The following is a 16,826-nucleotide window of genomic DNA, read 5'->3' on the forward strand; positions in this document are numbered from 1 at the left end:
GCGGCTCAATCCTCGCGGCGACCGGACGGCAGCGATTCGCGGATCCATTCCGACGCTTCGGCGACGATCTCGGAGCTTCTGTCCGGACTGATACCCGCGATGACCAGGCACACGGCGGCAAAGGATTCGCCCGAGTCCGTGATGAGCCCACTGTTGGCCTGATCGAACAAAGTGATCGTGATCGCCTCGGTCATCGCTACCAGAGTCTCGGCCGGCAGGTATTTCGAGAAGGTTCCGTCACGCTGACCGCGCTCGACGACGCTGATACTCACGGCGCGCGCGGGCTCCATCAGATCGAGAATCCGCTGCTCCCCCAACTCTTTGCGAGCAAAGCTGAGCAGCATCCGGAAGCGATCACCGACCGGCCATGACAGCAATGCCAGTACGGCAGTCGCCAGATCCGGGCGCTCGGGCGGCTCGCCGGCTTGGCTCAGCGCAGCTACGAGATCGGTCGACGCCTCGTCCACGATGCCGTTGATCAGGGCCTCACGGCTGTCGAAATGCGCGTAGACGGTTCGCCTGACCACACCGGCGGCCTTTGCGACGTCGTCCATGCTCGCATCCGGATCAGCAGCGAACGCCGTGATCGCCGCCTCGATGATGCGATTGCGATTGGCCGCGGCCTGACTACGACGCTGCCGTCCGCCCGATTCGGCAGTTCCCGAAACGACTGTGCCCGAATGCGTCAACGCGCGTTCCACCTCTTTCGACTGCCCAACTGTGATCTAGATCAATCATAGTTGCACATCGGTGTGCAAGTTATTAACTTACACATCAGTGTGCAAATAGATCGAGGAGTCTCTTCGATCATCAGGAACGGAGTCGCGCCATGACGACACTCATGAGCAAACCTGTCTCGGAGATGGACCAGCCGTACTCACGGCGATGGGCCGCCCTGGGGGTGTTGTGCCTGAGCCTGCTGATCGTCGTGATGGCCAACACCGCGCTGATCGTCGCTGCTCCGGACATGACCAGAGACCTCGGCCTCACCAGCACTCAACTTCAATGGGTCATCGACGGCTACACGGTCCCCTACGCCGCGCTGATGCTGCTGTTCGGCGTGATCGGTGACAAGTACAGCCGCCGTGGAGCGCTTCTGGCCGGACTCGCCGTGTTCGCCGGCGGCGCCGTGTTCGGCAGCATCGCTGACACCACCAACGCTGTCATCGCGGCACGAATGATCATGGGCGTCGGCGCCGCGATCATCATGCCCGCGACGCTCTCCCTTCTGGTCGCAACCTTTCCCAAAGCGGAGCGTTCACGCGCCATCGCGGCGTGGGCAGCGACGTCGGGTCTCGCGATCGCGCTCGGCCCGCTGCTGGCTGGATGGATTCTCGACAGCCATTCCTGGAGCATCACTTTCCTGATCAACGTCCCGATCGCCGCGGTCGCTGCCGTCGCCGCGATCTTCCTGGTGCCGCCGAGCAAGGCAGAGGACCTGGGCCGGATCGACTGGATCGGCGGCGCACTCTCGGTGGTCACCATCGGCTCGCTCGTGTACTCGATCATCAACGGATTCCACTTCGGGTGGAGCGGCGGACCCATCGGTGCCGCTGCACTCGCCGCGATCGGCCTCGTCTCGTTCGTGGTCTGGGAACTGCGCCACCCGCAGCCACTGCTCGATGTCCGTAAGCTCGGCCAGCGCATGGTCGGCGGCGCGACGCTCGCTGTACTTCTGTTGTTCCTGGCCGCCTTCGGTGCCATCTACTTCATCTCGCAGCAATTCCAGTTCATCCTCGGATACGGGGCACTCGAAACCGGTGTTCGTCTGCTGCCCTTGGCAATTGCCGTCTCGATCGGCGCAGTGGTCAGTGGCCGGGTCACCCCACTGATCGGCGTCCGAGCGTCCATCGTCGGCGGCATGGTCGTCGCCGCGATCGGCGTTCTGATTCTCACGCAGGTCGAGGGCGATTCGGGCTACTGGATGTTCGCAGTCCCACTGATCCTGCTCGGCCTGGGCATCGGCCTCAGTGAACCGCCGGCCACCGACGCCATCATGGACAACTTCTCCGAGGACGATCTCGGCGCTGCGGGTGGCCTCAACGACACCGCCATCGAACTCGGCGGCTCGCTGGGAATCGCGATCCTCGGCTCGATCCTCGCTGCGAGCTACAAGGATTCGATTGCCGGATTCATCAATAGCATGCAGGTTCCGCAGTTGACGGGCGAACTTGCGCAACAGGCCGCGTACGCGATGGAGGTGTCGGGCGAATCCGTCGGCGGCGCTTCGTTGGTCGCCGAAGAGATGGCAGGCAACCCGTTGGCTGCAGCTCAGGCACAGCCGTTGCTCGAGGCGGCCGGCAGTGCCTATGCCGACGCGATTTCGGCGGCCAGTTGGGCGGGAGGGCTTGCATTGTTCGTGGGCGCAGTTGTCGTCGCGTTCATCCTGCCGGGCAAGAAGGTCCCCGTGCAAGAAGGCCCTGTGTCAGTCTGACGTAATCGGAGCCAGCGGGTCTTCGGCGAGAACCAACTCGCGGGAGACCCGCCAGGACTCGGTCGAGGGTGAAAGAAAGGCATCGTGTCCTTCGCCCTCGATCACACGCAGCGCCACGGGATCACCAGCCGCTTCGGCAGCTTGTGCATACCGGGAGCTCACCTTGGCAGGCACCTGCAGATCCTGCGCACCCGTGACGCACACAACGGGAACGCCGATCGGCAGTCGATGCTGCGGCGACGCACTGCGATACAGATCCGGGTCCGCGTCGAACGGAACGCCGAACAGATCCTCGATGAAACTGATCCGTCGTCCACGCTCGCCTGCCGACGCCAGATCGAGTGCGGCAGCCTGGGCAACGACCCGTTCGGGTCGGGTGAACGTGTCTTTCTCCCCCGCCAGCCACACGGCGAGATGTCCGCCGGCCGAATGCCCGAGCAGGCGTACCTGATTCAGATCGAATTCGGCCGAAGACTTCGCGGCAACCAGTCCGGGGATCTCGTCGTACGCGGCTTTCACGTCGGCGGACATCTCCGGCCAACGACCGCCCGCCCCGAGACGGCGGTATTCGATGTTCCACACCGCGACGCCGTGCCGCGCGAGTTCGACGGCAAACGCGGTGCCCAGAGTCAATCCGTACTGCCCGCTCCAGAAGCCGCCGTGGATCTGCATGACGATCGGGATCGGGCCGTCAGCGGCTCCGTCGGGAACGTAGAGATGCCCGAACTGCTGCTCGTGTGGACCGTAAGGAATCTTGAATCGAGGCACCGGAGGAAATCTTTTCTCAGGCGAGGGCGCTGCCTGCGGCCCAGTCGGCCCACGAGAGCGTCCAGTCGCCGTTCTGCCAGACCTCCAGCGGAGCGCCGCCGGTGTTCTTGATCTCGACGACGTCTCCTGGCTGCGAGAAATCGAAGAACCATTTGGCGTTGGCCGCACTGAGATTGAGGCAACCGTGCGAGGTATCGGTGTTTCCCTGCGCCCAGACGGTGCTCTCCAACTCGTGAAGATAGATGCCGTCGGTGCTGATGCGGGTGGCCCAGTTGATGGATTCCTTGTACCCGAGGCGCGAGTTGATCGGCAGGCCGTAGGTAGACGAATCCATGATCACGGGATTGGCCTTGTCCATGACGGTGTACGTGCCGGGCTGGGTCCAGAACGAGAGCGTCGTGCCGCCGATCGTCTCGGTGCCGCCCATTCCCATCGAGGTCGGCATTTCCTTGATCACCTGACCGTTTTCGTAGACGGTCACCATCTTGGTGTTGTCGTCGGCGACCGAGACGTGGGAGTCACCGATCTTGAAGGACACGGTGTCGTCCTGCTGGCCGTACAGACCGTTGCCCAACTGCTTGCCGTAGATGTTCGCGTTCACCGACACCGTCGTGCCTGGTGCGTAGTAATTCTGTGGTCGCCAGTGAACGTTCTGACCGTCGACCCAGTACCACGATCCCTGCACCGGCGGATTCGTGGTGACCACCAGAGACTTCTCGGCCGCGGCCTTGTCACCGATCAACTCGTCGAAGTGGACGGCGACGACCGTGCCGACGCCGTACGTGCCACCGTCCGAGATCGAGGCGCCGCCGGTGGTGTTGATGTACGCGCGAGTCTGATTGCTCGGAGCGACCGTCGTCAGCGTCGTGTTCTTGGTCGTGGCAACACCATTCGCGTCGACGGCGTCGACGATCAACTTGTAGGTCTTGCCGTACCCGAGTGGTTCGCTCGGCTTCCAGGACGTCTTGTCCGGCGTCGTGATGCCGGCGACTTCCTTACCTTCGGGATTGGTCAGCGCGACGGTCGTCAGCGTTCCCTTCGCGACCTGGACCTCGATGGGATCGAGCGGACTCACCGGGGTTCCGCCGTCCGCCGGTGTGACGGTGACGAGCGCCTCGCTGGTCGGTGTGGTGGTGACTGCACTGCTGGAGGAACCCGTGTTGTCTCCGGTGGAGACTGTGCACCCCGCGACCAGCATCATCGCCGCCGCGGCACACACCGCTCCAACGATTCGCATATGCGCACGTGACAACATCTGGCCTCCTGAAATCCCCGAACCAACTCACGCCGAAGGCGACCCCCGACGTCCCTACGATAGTGCGCAAATCTGACACTTCGCTGAGCGCCGGATCCGATTCAGCTCGGGATCACAGCAAGATCAGTGCAGTGGTCGCGGTCCCCAGCGATCGGTCAGCACTCCGATTGCTCCCAGAGCAACGGCTCCGGCGGTCGATGTGCGCAGGACCGTCGGGCCGAGAAGCACCGGAGTGGCCCCGGCCTCCGACAACGCACTGATCTCCGAATCGTCCAGTCCACCTTCTGGACCGACAACCAGAAAGACCTCGTCCGCGCTCGCCAGCGGCAAGCCGGCCAACGGCGTCGTCGCCGATTCGTGAAGCACCGCAACCACAGCGCCGCGGGCAACGGCGTCGCGAACCAACGTGATCACCGCCGCCGTCTTGTGCAGCTCCGAAATCTCCGGGACGAATGCGCGCCTGGATTGCTTTGCCGCAGACACGGCGGCACTTCTCCAGCGTGCGACGCCCTTGGCGAGCTTCGGTCCCTCCCACTTGGCAACACACCGCAGGGACTGCCACGGAATCACCGCGTCGATCCCCGCCTCGGTCGCCAGTTCGACGGCCAACTCGGAACGCTCGGCTTTGGGAAGTGCCTGAACTAACGTCACCAGCGGCTTGGGCTGCTGCAGAACCTGGACGTCACCGACCAACAGTTCCAGGCGATCCTTGCCGACGCTCGTCACCTCGGCATCGGCTACCCGGCCACGACCGTCGGCCAGAACCAAACGCTCGCCGACGCCGATCCGACGGACGGTCGCCGCGTGGCGACCCTCCTGCCCGTCCAGAACCGCGATTTCACCGACTCCGGGAACCGGGTCGAGAAAGAAGACCGTTGCGGCCACCGTCAGCGGCCGCTGAATGCTTCGCGAAGACGCGAGAACAATCCACCGCTGTTCTGCGAGTTGGTCGAGACAACTTCGGCCTCGTCACGATCGCGGAGCAGCTTGAATTCCTTGAGCAGCTTGGACTGCTTGTGATCGAGGCGGCTCGGGATGACCACTTCGAGGTGAGCGTGGACGTCGCCGCGCACTCCCGACCGCAGTTTCGGCATGCCGTGACCACGAAGAACAGCAACGTGCCCGGGCTGGGTGCCTGGCTCGATGGTGATTTCCTTGGGGCCGTCGATGATGGTGTCGACGGTGACAGTCGTACCGAGCGCTGCGTCGACCATCGGAACGCGGATCGTGCAGTGCAGGTCTTCACCGTCTCGAACGAAGACGTCGTGCTGCTGCTCGACGATCTCGACGTAGAGGTCGCCGGGGTGTCCGCCGCCTGGGCCCACTTCACCCTGCGCGGTCAAACGGATGCGCATGCCACCTGCAACGCCCGCGGGAACCTTCACGGTGATGTCACGCTTAGCCCGAACTCGGCCGTCGCCGCCACACTTGTGGCAGGGATCCGGGATGGTCTCACCGGCACCGCGGCATGTCGGGCAGGGACGCGAAGTCATGACCTGGCCGAGGAACGAACGCTGGATGGACTGAACTTCACCGGCACCGTTGCAGGTCTCGCAGCGCACCGGCTTGGAGTCGCCATTGGTTCCGGCACCGGTGCAGCTGTCGCACAGGATCGCCGTCTCGACGGTCACGTGCTTGCTGACTCCCGTCGCACATTCTGCGAGGGTGAGCTTGGTGCGAAGCAACGAGTCGGCTCCGGGCTGAACTCGACCGCGCGGGCCACGTCCGGCGCCGCCACCGCCGCCGAAGAATGCTTCGAAGACGTCGCCGAGGCCACCGCCACCGAATCCGCCGCCGAAACCGCCACCTCCGCCGCCACCGGACTCGAGGGGGTCTCCGCCGAGATCGACGATGCGACGCTTCTCCGGGTCGGTCAGGACCTCGTAGGCCGTCGAGATCTCCTTGAACTTGGCCTGCGCCGCCTCGTCAGGGTTGACGTCCGGGTGCAGTTCGCGTGCCAGCTTGCGGTAAGCGCGCTTGAGCTCCTGGTCTGTCGCGTTCTTGTCGACGCCGAGCAATCCGTAGTAATCCCGTGCCACGTTGAGTCTCTCGTCCTTCTCTTACTTCTAGGTTTTCCTCAGTCCTCGCGAGGAGGCGTGTCGACGAATGTCGACGTCCGTCATCGCTCGGAGAGAACTTCGCCGATGTATCTGGCAACGGCGGCAACCGATGCAATTGTTCCCGGATAGTCCATCCGAGTGGGTCCGAGCACACCGACACCACCGAAAACGGTACCGGCCGCGCCGTAGCCAGTCGAAATCACGGAGGTTCCGCGCATCTGCTCGACCTGCGTCTCTTCACCGATCTGAACGGTGACCGTGCCGGAATTCTGCGTCGCAGCGAGCAGTTTCAGGACCACTACCTGCTCTTCCAGTGCCTCGAGCACTGCGCGCAGCGATCCGGGGAAGCCGGCCAGACCGGAAAAATCGGCGGCGTTCCGCGTGAGATTTGAGGTTCCGCCCAAGACCAGGCGATCTTCCGGATGCTCGACCAGGGTCTCGACCAGAACGGTTGCCGACCGGATCACGGCGTCGCGCAGGTCGGCCGGAGATTCGTCGGCCAGTTCCGCCACGGCAATCGACGCGGCAGCCAGGCGCTTACCTTCCAGCGCTCCCCCGAGAAGCGTGCGTAACCGGGACAGATCCTCGTCTTCGAGAACGTCCCCTAGTTCGACGATCCGTTGATCGACTCGGCCGGAATCGGTGATGAGAACGAGGAGCAGACGCGCGGGCGTCAGCGCGACCACCTCGAGGTGGCGAACCGACGATGCGGACAGCGACGGGTACTGGACAACCGCGACCTGACGGGTCAGTTGCGCGAGCAGTCGCACACCTCGACGCAGAACGTCGTCGAGGTCGACGCCTGATTCCAAGAACTCGAGGATCGCTCGACGCTCCGGTCCGGACATGGGCTTCACGTCGGCGATGCGATCGACGAACTCGCGGTATCCCTTGTCGGTGGGGACGCGCCCGGAACTGGTGTGCGGTTGGGCGATGTAGCCCTCGGCCTCGAGGAATGCCATGTCGTTGCGCACAGTGGCGCTCGACACTCCGAGGTTGTGACGCTCGACCAGTGCCTTGGACCCCACCGGGTCCTGGGTGGAGACGTAATCGGCCACGATTGCACGTAAGACCTCGAAACGCCTGTCGTCGGTACTCGACATCGTTGCCACCTCCGTTTCCTGAACAGAACGAACACCGACATTTACACATCGGTTCCCACTGGCAGTCTAATCGCCCGAGCGCCAGAGACGGCTGTTGCCCTTACTGTGGAGTGAGATCGGTGAACGGCCGATCGCACAACCACGGACAAGGCGGCACATGATCTTCAAAGGCGTGATGGACGGCAAACCGTATCCCGATCACGGGCTGTCTCTACGCGACTGGTCGAAGTTCCCTCCACGTCAGGTTCGACTCGACGAGATCGTGACCACCACGAAGGTCCTCGAACTCGATCGCCTGCTGTCCGAGGACTCGACCTTCTACGGCGATCTCTTCCCTCACGCGGTGCAATGGCGCGGCACCCTTTACCTCGAGGACGGCCTGCACCGAGCGGTTCGCTCCGCCCTGCGAAACCGCGTCGTACTGCACGCGCGTGTCTTCGACTTCGACGCAATGCCCGGTGTCATCGAGGGTGTCCGCTGACGCTCACGCGACTCGGGTACCGAGACTCAACCGACGAACGCGAGCAGTGCGGGATTCGTCTGCCCCGGCCAGGTTCCGGTGAGCGTCGCCGAGCCTGACACTCGATCTGCGTCGATCACTCTCACCACGGTCAATTCCAGATCTCCCGCGCTGATGATCGTGTCGGTGCCGACTGTCGAGCAGGTCACGGATTCGACTGCCCGTACGTAAGCGCGGGCCGTACCGCTGCCTACTACGTGAGCCGTCACGGGGATGTGATCGGCGGTGTCCGCGAAGACCAGTTCGACTCCGGCCCCACCGGTCAGAATCGCGGTCGCCAACGCGGTCACGTAAACCGGATCACAGCACGCGTCGTACACCCACCGCTCGCCCAGCACCGAATGATCCATGGTTGCGATCAGTGCAGCGTCCGCCCCGGCCAGCGGAGCACCACGGTAGGTGAGAGGGACCTGAAGAATTCGACCGTCTGCCGAGCGGAGCAGGTGCGTCTCGATTCCGACCTCACCGTCCGGGTCGTCGAAACGATAGGCGTCGACGCGTTCGAGCGTCGAACAGTCGACGGCGCCGAGCCACGGCTGCGTGGGTACCCACGCTCGGAGCAAGTCGTTCTTGGACGGATTCAACTGCGCACGATGAATGATGGCCACCACGGCCACATTACGCGGCGAAGGATGGTGGCGCGTCAGGTCAGGATCGTACGAATCACCGCATCGGCGAGCAGGCGACCACGGTCGGTCAGAACCACGTGATCTTTCTCGATCACAGCCAACCCGTCGACGACCACCTGTTCAGCCGAAACCCGTTCGGATACAGATAGTTCCGAGAGCGGAAGCCCGGTACGCAAGCGTGCGGTCAACATGACGCGCTCCATGTGTTCGTCCTCGGCCGTCAGTTCTTCACTGCCGCCGACGGGAAGTTCACCGAGCGCCAACTGTTCCGCGTACCGCGCCGGGTGTTTGACGTTCCACCACCGCACTCCACCGACGTGACTGTGCGCGCCCGGTCCGGCGCCCCACCAGTCACCGCCGTCCCAGTACCCGAGGTTGTGACGGCAGCGGGTGTCACCGGAGTCCGCGGTTTCCGCTTTTGCCCAATTGGAGACCTCGTACCAGTGCAAACCCGCTTCGGCCAGGCGTGAATCGATTCGTTCGTATCGTGAGGCCAGCACGTCGTCGTCCGGGGCCGGCAACTCGCCGCGCCTGACCTTGCGAGCCATCGCGGTGCCGTCCTCGACGATCAGCGCGTAGGCCGAGACATGGTCGACGTCGGCGGAGAGAACCGCATCGAGTGAGGCGTCGAGATCCTGGTCGCGCTCCCCCGGCGTTCCGTAGATCAAATCCAAGTTCACGTGCGAAAAACCAGCTGCGCGAGCCTCTTTCGCGGCAGCGACGGCGCGGCCCGGAGTGTGCGTGCGGTCGAGGATCTTCAGCACGTGCTGAGCCGCGGACTGCATGCCGAGGGAGATCCGGGTGAATCCGGCACTGCGGAGAGCACCGAAGAATTCCGGCGAGGTCGATTCGGGGTTCGATTCCGTGGTCACCTCGGCGCCCGATGCCAAGCCGAAACTGCTGCGCACCGCCGACAGCACGTCGGACAGTCCGTCGCCGCCGAGCAGCGACGGCGTTCCGCCACCAACGAACACCGTGTCCGCCGCCGGGGCGCCCGTCATCTCGGCTGCGAGATCGAGTTCGCGCCGCAGACCTTCCAACCACGACTGCGGCGACGCCGAGGTTCCGAGTTCACCGGCCGTGTAGGTGTTGAAATCGCAGTACCCACACCTGGTGGCACAGAACGGGACGTGGATGTAGATCCCGAACGGCCGTTTCCCGACACCCTCGAGCGATCGCGAAGGCAAGGCGAAGGGTGTCGCCTCGCTCTGTCGAGTGGGAGTCGTGCTGGTGGCATTCACGACTCCAGTGTCCCAGCATCCGGAATGCACACCTATTCAGCCTGCGATGCAGGTCGGCACGTGGCTTGAACTCGATATTTCCCCCATTTTTCGTGGAAATATGTCCCCGAGTCGGAATTATCGAGTTGACGTGGCACAATGGTCCGCATGACCGGACTCGGAGTGCGACTTGTGGCGCGTCGCCATGTCGACTTCAAGCGTGTGTGCAGCTCGTCGTGTCTGCACCTGTGTAGCTGTTGATCCTTCACTGATCCTCCAGCCTTTCCCGCTCATCTCCATCTGCTTCACCGAAACAGCTCTTCCAGAGACGGCTTCTCCAGCTGTTCGTTTTCGTGAGCACACCTGCCGGCCGCGAGCTTTCCGAGACCGAGGACAGCCCCCTCGATTTCCGACACGGACCGGTGCGTCCCGATCAGACACCGCCACAGTTCGTCGCTAGTGCGTGCCGCGTGCCGATCAACCGCCCAGATCCAGGAGTTCATCGATGACGTCGACCACCGACGCCGCCACACCCGCCGATTCGGCAGCACCTGCTGAAGCTCGGCCCGCCCGCGCCGCACGTCCTGCCAAGCGTCGCGCCGAAGGTCAGTGGGCCCTCGGCTACCGCGAACCGCTCAACGCCAACGAGCAGGCCAAGAAGGACGACAACCCGCTCAACGTTCGGGCCCGCATCGAGAACATCTACTCCAAGCAGGGCTTCGACAGCATCGACAAGGGTGATCTGCGCGGCCGCTTCCGCTGGTGGGGTCTCTACACCCAGCGCGAAGAAGGCTACGACGGCACCTTCACCGGCGACGAGAACATCGATCTGCTCGAGGCCAAGTACTTCATGATGCGTGTGCGTTGCGACGCCGGCGCGCTGAACGTCGAGCAGCTGCGCACCATCGCCGGTATCTCGAAGGAATTCGGCCGGAACACCGCCGACCTGTCGGACCGTGAGAACGTCCAGTTCCACTGGATCGAAGTCGAGAACGTCCCGGAGATCTGGAAGCGCCTCGAAGCCGTCGGACTCAAGACCACCGAAGCCTGCGGCGACTGCCCTCGCGTCGTCCTCGGTTCTCCCCTGGCCGGCGAATCGCTCGACGAGGTCCTCGATCCCACTCCGGCGATCGACGAGATCGTGCGCCGCTACATCGGCGATCCCAAGTACTCCAACCTGCCGCGCAAGTTCAAGACCGCCATCTCCGGTCAGCAGGATGTTGTTCACGAGATCAACGACATCGCCTTCATCGGCGTGAACCACCCCGAGCACGGCCCCGGCCTCGACCTCTGGGTCGGCGGCGGCCTGTCCACCAACCCGATGCTGGCGCAGCGCGTCGGCGCCTGGATCCCGCTCGACGAGGTTCCCGACGTCTGGGAGGGTGTCGTCTCGATCTTCCGCGATTACGGCTACCGCCGTCTGCGCGCGAAGGCCAGGCTCAAGTTCCTCATCAAGGACTGGGGCATCGAAAAGTTCCGTGAGGTTCTCGAGACCGAGTACCTGAAGCGTCCGCTCATCGACGGCCCAGCGCCGGAGAAGCCCAAGCGCCCGATCGATCACGTCGGCATCCAGAAGACCCGCAACGGCCACAACGCAGTCGGCTTCGCTCCGATCGCCGGCCGCGTCTCGGGAGACATCCTGGCTCAGGTCGCCGACGCTGCCGAGAAGGCCGGCAGCGACCGGATCCGCTTCACGCCGTACCAGAAGCTGATCATCCTCGACGTCACCGACGAGACCCTCGAGCCGCTCATCGCCGATCTCGACGCACTGGGCCTTCCCGCCCGTCCGTCGCACTGGCGCAAGAACCTGATGGCCTGCTCCGGCATCGAGTTCTGCAAGCTCTCGTTCGCCGAGACACGCAAGCGTTCGCAGGTGCTCGTGCCCGAACTCGAACAGCGTCTCGCCGATATCAACAGCCAGCTCGACGTGCCGATCACCATCAACATCAACGGTTGCCCCAACTCCTGCGCTCGCTCGCAGATCGCCGACATCGGCTTCAAGGGCCAGCTCGTCGACGACGGTGAGGGGAATCAAGTCGAGGGTTTCCAGGTTCACCTGGGAGGCAGCCTCGGATTCGACAGCGCCTTCGGACGCAAGCTGCGCCAGCACAAGGTCACCAGCGTCGAGATGGGTGACTACATCGACCGCGTCGTACGTCAGTTCGTGAAGAACCGCAACGAAGGTGAGCGGTTCGCCGAATGGGCAGTGCGCGCAGACGAAGGAGATTTGCGATGACAGTGGACATTTCGCGAGCAACTGCCGACGAGCTTCGGTCCATCGCCGAGCGCGGTGCCGTAGAACTCGACGGGGCCAACGCACAGGAACTGTTGCAGTGGACCGAGGACACGTTCGGCGACTCGTACATTGTTGCGTCGAATATGCAGGATGGTGTGTTGGTTCACCTTGCCGCACAGGTGCATCCGGGCGTCGACGTACTCTTCCTCGACACCGGCTACCACTTCCCCGAAACCATCGGCACGCGTGACGCGGTCGAGCAGGTGTACGGCGTCAACGTCATCAATGCGCGTGCGCTGGCAAGCGTCGCCGAGCAGGACGTCGCCGAGGGCAAGGACCTGTTCGCCCGTGATCCCAACCGCTGCTGCGCTTTGCGCAAGGTCGCACCGCTGAAGCAGACACTGTCCGGGTACAGCGCATGGGTGACCGGCATCCGCCGGGTCGAGGCCCCCACCCGCGCCAATGCTCCCCTGATCTCCTTCGACGATGCCTTCGGCCTCGTGAAGATCAACCCGATCGCTCCGTGGTCGGACGAGGAGATGCAGAACTACATCGATACTCATTCCATCCTCGTCAATCCTCTTGTCGACGAGGGATATCCGTCCATCGGCTGCGCACCCTGCACCAGCAAGCCAGCCCCCGGCAGCGATCCGCGTAGCGGTCGTTGGGCCGGTGCCTCCAAGACAGAATGCGGGTTGCACGCATCATGACAGTTGACTTGACACCTTCACGTCCTCAGCTCGACGGCACACAGTTCGATACTCTCGACGCCCTCGAGTCCGAAGCGATCCACATCTTCCGAGAGGTGGCCGGCGAATTCGAACGCCCGGTCATCCTCTTCTCGGGCGGTAAGGACTCCACGGTGCTGCTGCACCTGGCGATCAAGGCCTTCTGGCCTGCGCCGTTGCCGTTCACCCTGCTGCACGTCGACACCGGCCACAACCTGCAGGAAGTCCTCGACTTCCGCGACCACGTGGTGGCCAAGTACAACCTGCGCCTGCACGTGGCCAGCGTCGAGGAGTACATCGCGGACGGCCGCCTCACCGAGCGCCCCGACGGTATCCGCAACCCGCTGCAGACCGTGCCCTTGCTGGACGCGATCTCCGAGAACCGCTTCGACGCCGTCTTCGGTGGCGCTCGCCGCGACGAGGAGCGGGCCCGCGCCAAGGAGCGGATCTTCTCGCTGCGCAACGCTTTCGGTCAGTGGGACCCCAAGAAGCAGCGCCCGGAACTGTGGAACCTGTACAACGGTCGCCACTCCCCCGGCGAGCAGGTGCGAGTCTTCCCGCTCAGCAACTTCACCGAGCTGGACATCTGGCGTTACATCGCCCGCGACAACGTCGAACTCGCCAGCATCTACTACGCCCACCAGCGTCCGGTGTACCAGCGCGACGGCATGTGGATGACGCCCGGCGTCTGGGGTGGACCGGCTGACGGCGAAGAGCTGCAGACCCTTTCGGTGCGTTACCGCACCGTCGGTGACGGTTCGACCACCGGCGCAGTCCTCTCCGATGCCGCCGACAACGAGGCCATCCTGGCCGAGGTTGCGGCATCACGTTTGACCGAGCGCGGCGCGACCCGTGGCGACGACCGAGTTTCCGAAGCGGCCATGGAAGACCGCAAGCGAGAGGGCTACTTCTGATGAGCGATCTGCTCAGGCTGGCAACTGCCGGCAGCGTCGACGACGGAAAGTCCACCCTCGTGGGCCGTCTGTTGTACGACACCAAATCCGTTCTCGCCGACCAGATCGACGCCGTCACCCGCGCGTCGGTGGATCGCGGTCTCGACACCCCCGACCTCTCGCTGCTGGTGGACGGTCTTCGCGCCGAGCGCGAGCAGGGCATCACCATCGACGTGGCGTACCGCTACTTCGCGACCCCCAAGCGCACGTTCGTGTTGGCCGATACACCGGGCCACGTGCAGTACACCCGCAACACGGTCTCCGGTGCCTCGACGGCGCAGCTCGTGATCTTGCTGGTCGATGCCCGCAAGGGTGTCATCGCACAGACACGTAGGCACGCAGCAGTTCTCGCGCTCCTCGGTGTTCCGAAGCTGGTTCTCGCCGTGAACAAGATCGACCTCGTCGAGAATCCCGAAGAGGTCTTCACCTCCATCTCCGCCGAGTTCAACGAACTCACCAGTTCGCTGGGCTGGGCAAGCGAAGATGTCGTGGAGATCCCGGTGTCTGCCCTGCACGGAGACAACGTCGCGATTCGCTCGGACAAGACCCCGTACTACACCGGTCCCACACTGATCGAGCACCTCGAGTCGATTCCGGTCGATGCCGAGCCACATCGCGTCGGCCTGCGTTTCCCGGTGCAGTACGTGATCCGTCCCCGCACCGCCGAGTTCCTCGACTACCGCGGCTACGCCGGCCAGGTTGCCGCCGGTTCCGTCGTGCCCGGCGACGAAGTGGTGATCCTGCCCTCGGGTACGCGCACCACCGTCACTCGTATCGACACGGCCGACGGCGAACTGGACGTCGCCCACGCGGGACGCAGCGTCACGTTGATCTTGGCCGACGACGTCGACGTCTCACGCGGCGACACCATCGCCTCACCTTCGGATGCACCTGAGCCGATCGGCGAATTCGACGCCACCGTCTGCTGGCTGGCCGAGAAGTCGCTGCGCCCCGGTGCACGTCTACTGCTCAAGCACGGCACGCGTACGACGCAGGCCATCGTGGGCAGCTTGGTGGAGCGCTTCAACGAGCAGGACCTGACCACAGATCAGGGCCCGGAAACGCTCGAGCTCAACGAGATCGGCAAGATCTCGATCCGGGTTGCCGAGCCGATCGTGGCTGACGACTACGCCGTCAACCGCCACACGGGCAGCTTCCTGCTGATCGATCCCGCGGGCGGGAACACCCTCGCCGCAGGCCTCGTCGGCGACGTCATCTCCGCCGTCGAATTGGGCGAACGCGTCTAAGTAGATGGTTCCGCTCATTGCTGTTGCGCACGGCAGCCGCGATCCCCGTTCTGCTCGGGTGATCGCGGCCGCCGTCGCGGCTCTTCGTGAAACGCGGCCCGATCTCGATGTCCGGCTGGCTTTCCTCGATCTGAACGCGCCGTCCATCGATCAGGTCCTCGATGGTGTTGCTGCCGACGGACACACGCAAGCTGTCGCTGTCCCGATGTTGCTGGGCAACGCGTTCCATGCTCGGGTAGATCTGCCCGGGCTCTTGGCCGCAGCCGCGATCCGCCACCCCCAACTGACCGTGTTCCAAGCTGACGTACTGGGTCGCGATGCTCGGTTGATCGAGGCGGTGCGTGAGCGAATCCTCGAAGCAGGCGCCCAGCTGGACGATCCGTCGGTGGGGGTCGCTCTTGCGGCAGTCGGCTCGTCCGACGCGCGCGCCAACGCCGCCACCGCAGAATTGGCATCCACACTTCTGACCGGAACCAACTGGTCGGGTGTTCGAATCTGCTTCGCCACGTCTGCGGAACCGACAGTTGCCCAGGCGATCTCCGCTCTCGAGCAGGACGGTGCCGAACACGTTGTCGTCGCACCGTGGTTCTTGGCCCCCGGCTTACTCACCGACCGACTGAGCGCTGCAGCAGCAACGGCATGTCCGCGCGCGCGTTTCGCCGACACGATCGGTGGGCACTCTCTACTGATCGAAACGATGATCGACCGTTACCGACAAGTCGCTGATGCACTACCCGACCGTCTGGTCCGCTCCGCCTGATCCGGTTTCACAGGCCGTTATCAGATTGTTACCGTAGTGTTGGATCTGTCCAGCTCGCGAAGGTTCCTCCTTCGCCTGCGAAACAGATCTTTGGGTGCAATCCCCTCAGAGCGCCGCGAGAGGGAACACCATCACTCACAATCTTCGCCTCGGCACAGCTGGCACCGCATGGGTCCTGTCGGTGCTCTACCTGCTGGTCGAAATCTTCACGGCCGGAGCCTGGAAGACGCCGTACAGCTTCGCGCGCGACTCCATCAGTTCGCTCGGTGTGACGACGTGCAGCGCGGATTCGTGTTCGCCGATGCACGACGTGATGAACGCAGCTTTCATGATCCTCGGTGCGCTCACCATCCTCGGTGCGGCCTTGCTGCACAAGTACATTCCGGACGGTCGTGCGAAGAAGTGGATTCTCGGACTTGCCGTCGTCGTTGCACTGAGCACCGCGGCCACCGGCCTCTTCCCGGCCAACGACGGGACCTTCGTTCACTGGACTGCCGTGCTCCCCGGCTTCGTCGCCCGGCACGCAGTTCTCGTACTCATGGCCATATCTTTCTGGCAGCATCGTAGGTGGATCGCAGTGTGGTCGGGACTGTGCGCGACCACCGGAATCGTCGGCGCCGTACTGCTTCTCGGACGAACCCTCACCTTCGGCCTGGGTGAACGCCTGACGCTGTACCCACTGCCCATGTGGATGGCGGTCACCGGCGTCGCAGCCCTGCTCGCATTGATGCGCCGAACCGTGTTGAAGAACGTGGAACTGACACTGCCCGGTAACGGATTCATCACCGCTCTGTTGTCGTTGCGCCCGCGCCGATCTCGCGCAGCAGTGCCCACCGACGTTCTCGCACCACGGGAGCTGACCAGCTTGTAGCGAACCGAGGGTGAGCAGGGACACACTGGTAAGGAGGCGACG

General features: G+C 63.9%; 16 protein-coding genes. 8 read left to right on the forward strand and 8 right to left on the reverse strand.

The window, feature by feature from the left end:
* Nucleotides 1–5 precede the first annotated feature (5 nt).
* Entirely contained in the window at nt 6–701 is a 696-nt protein-coding gene (locus tag ACWF6P_RS21500; protein ID WP_007731067.1) for a TetR/AcrR family transcriptional regulator, read from the reverse strand.
* A 128-nt stretch (nt 702–829) separates the two neighbouring features.
* Here ACWF6P_RS21500 and ACWF6P_RS21505 point away from each other — a divergent pair, with 128 nt between their 5' ends.
* Nucleotides 830–2,434 (forward strand): MFS transporter, encoded by a 1,605-nt coding sequence (locus ACWF6P_RS21505; protein WP_452622394.1) that lies wholly within the window; start codon nt 830–832, stop codon nt 2,432–2,434.
* On the opposite strand, the gene ACWF6P_RS21510 is transcribed toward ACWF6P_RS21505, so the two are convergent.
* The 5 genes from ACWF6P_RS21510 to hrcA form a co-directional block, all read right to left on the reverse strand.
* Nucleotides 2,426–3,202: an alpha/beta hydrolase family protein gene (locus tag ACWF6P_RS21510; protein ID WP_378546813.1), complete on the reverse strand. Its 777-nt coding sequence runs from the start codon at nt 3,200–3,202 to the stop codon at nt 2,426–2,428. The genes ACWF6P_RS21505 and ACWF6P_RS21510 overlap by 9 nt on opposite strands.
* A 16-nt stretch (nt 3,203–3,218) precedes the next feature.
* Complete coding sequence (locus ACWF6P_RS21515; protein WP_378546810.1) at nt 3,219–4,457, reverse strand: L,D-transpeptidase; 1,239 nt, start codon at nt 4,455–4,457, stop codon at nt 3,219–3,221.
* Nucleotides 4,458–4,580: 123 nt separating this feature from the next.
* Nucleotides 4,581–5,342 carry a 16S rRNA (uracil(1498)-N(3))-methyltransferase gene (locus tag ACWF6P_RS21520; protein WP_378637299.1) on the reverse strand — a complete coding sequence of 254 codons (762 nt, stop codon included), beginning with the start codon at nt 5,340–5,342 and terminating at the stop codon, nt 4,581–4,583.
* A 2-nt stretch (nt 5,343–5,344) separates the two neighbouring features.
* Nucleotides 5,345–6,496 carry a molecular chaperone DnaJ gene (gene dnaJ, locus ACWF6P_RS21525; RefSeq protein WP_230813909.1) on the reverse strand — a complete coding sequence of 384 codons (1,152 nt, stop codon included), beginning with the start codon at nt 6,494–6,496 and terminating at the stop codon, nt 5,345–5,347.
* Between the two features lie 80 nt (nt 6,497–6,576).
* Nucleotides 6,577–7,620 (reverse strand): heat-inducible transcriptional repressor HrcA, encoded by a 1,044-nt coding sequence (gene hrcA, locus ACWF6P_RS21530; protein WP_003944583.1) that lies wholly within the window; start codon nt 7,618–7,620, stop codon nt 6,577–6,579.
* Between the two features lie 157 nt (nt 7,621–7,777).
* Between hrcA and ACWF6P_RS21535 the strand changes: the two genes are divergently transcribed.
* Nucleotides 7,778–8,101 carry a type II toxin-antitoxin system VapB family antitoxin gene (locus ACWF6P_RS21535; protein WP_003944521.1) on the forward strand — a complete coding sequence of 108 codons (324 nt, stop codon included), beginning with the start codon at nt 7,778–7,780 and terminating at the stop codon, nt 8,099–8,101.
* A gap of 26 nt (nt 8,102–8,127) precedes the next feature.
* Here the strand turns inward: ACWF6P_RS21535 and ACWF6P_RS21540 are convergent, their stop codons facing one another.
* Nucleotides 8,128–8,748 carry a CG0192-related protein gene (locus ACWF6P_RS21540; RefSeq protein WP_452622395.1) on the reverse strand — a complete coding sequence of 207 codons (621 nt, stop codon included), beginning with the start codon at nt 8,746–8,748 and terminating at the stop codon, nt 8,128–8,130.
* 35 nt (nt 8,749–8,783) lie between these two features.
* On the reverse strand, nt 8,784–10,010 hold the full coding sequence (hemW, locus tag ACWF6P_RS21545; protein WP_452622396.1) for a radical SAM family heme chaperone HemW: 1,227 nt from the start codon (nt 10,008–10,010) through the stop codon (nt 8,784–8,786).
* 484 nt (nt 10,011–10,494) lie between these two features.
* Between hemW and ACWF6P_RS21550 the strand changes: the two genes are divergently transcribed.
* The 6 genes from ACWF6P_RS21550 (at nt 10,495) to ACWF6P_RS21575 (ending at nt 16,784) form a co-directional block, all read left to right on the forward strand.
* Complete coding sequence (locus ACWF6P_RS21550) at nt 10,495–12,225, forward strand: nitrite/sulfite reductase (RefSeq protein ID WP_452622397.1); 1,731 nt, start codon at nt 10,495–10,497, stop codon at nt 12,223–12,225.
* Nucleotides 12,222–12,935, forward strand: coding sequence for a phosphoadenylyl-sulfate reductase (locus ACWF6P_RS21555; protein ID WP_378447884.1), 714 nt, complete (start codon nt 12,222–12,224; stop codon nt 12,933–12,935). The genes ACWF6P_RS21550 and ACWF6P_RS21555 overlap by 4 nt, the downstream gene beginning before the upstream one ends.
* Complete coding sequence (cysD, locus tag ACWF6P_RS21560; protein WP_007731054.1) at nt 12,932–13,867, forward strand: sulfate adenylyltransferase subunit CysD; 936 nt, start codon at nt 12,932–12,934, stop codon at nt 13,865–13,867. The genes ACWF6P_RS21555 and cysD overlap by 4 nt, the downstream gene beginning before the upstream one ends.
* Nucleotides 13,867–15,153, forward strand: coding sequence for a sulfate adenylyltransferase subunit 1 (locus ACWF6P_RS21565; RefSeq protein ID WP_058039406.1), 1,287 nt, complete (start codon nt 13,867–13,869; stop codon nt 15,151–15,153). Before cysD ends, ACWF6P_RS21565 begins: the two co-directional genes overlap by 1 nt.
* A 4-nt stretch (nt 15,154–15,157) precedes the next feature.
* Entirely contained in the window at nt 15,158–15,913 is a 756-nt protein-coding gene (locus ACWF6P_RS21570) for a sirohydrochlorin chelatase (protein ID WP_378447883.1), read from the forward strand.
* 94 nt (nt 15,914–16,007) lie between these two features.
* The gene (locus ACWF6P_RS21575) at nt 16,008–16,784 is read left to right on the forward strand and encodes a DUF998 domain-containing protein (RefSeq protein WP_452622398.1); all 777 of its coding nucleotides are present in this window, start codon (nt 16,008–16,010) and stop codon (nt 16,782–16,784) included.
* Nucleotides 16,785–16,826 lie beyond the last annotated feature (42 nt).

The organism is Rhodococcus sp. NPDC055024 (assembly GCF_053608585.1).

What these genes read in the sequence shown, in the direction of transcription:
- ACWF6P_RS21550 (WP_452622397.1), top strand. Translation starts at nt 10,495, where the DNA reads ATGACGTCGACCACCGACGCCGCCACACCCGCCGATTCGGCAGCACCT.
- hrcA (WP_003944583.1), bottom strand. Translation starts at nt 7,620, where the DNA reads ATGTCGAGTACCGACGACAGGCGTTTCGAGGTCTTACGTGCAATCGTG.
- ACWF6P_RS21570 (WP_378447883.1), top strand. Translation starts at nt 15,158, where the DNA reads ATGGTTCCGCTCATTGCTGTTGCGCACGGCAGCCGCGATCCCCGTTCT.
- ACWF6P_RS21535 (WP_003944521.1), top strand. Translation starts at nt 7,778, where the DNA reads ATGATCTTCAAAGGCGTGATGGACGGCAAACCGTATCCCGATCACGGG.
- ACWF6P_RS21505 (WP_452622394.1), top strand. Translation starts at nt 830, where the DNA reads ATGACGACACTCATGAGCAAACCTGTCTCGGAGATGGACCAGCCGTAC.
- cysD (WP_007731054.1), top strand. Translation starts at nt 12,932, where the DNA reads ATGACAGTTGACTTGACACCTTCACGTCCTCAGCTCGACGGCACACAG.
- ACWF6P_RS21555 (WP_378447884.1), top strand. Translation starts at nt 12,222, where the DNA reads ATGACAGTGGACATTTCGCGAGCAACTGCCGACGAGCTTCGGTCCATC.
- ACWF6P_RS21515 (WP_378546810.1), bottom strand. Translation starts at nt 4,457, where the DNA reads ATGTTGTCACGTGCGCATATGCGAATCGTTGGAGCGGTGTGTGCCGCG.
- ACWF6P_RS21565 (WP_058039406.1), top strand. Translation starts at nt 13,867, where the DNA reads ATGAGCGATCTGCTCAGGCTGGCAACTGCCGGCAGCGTCGACGACGGA.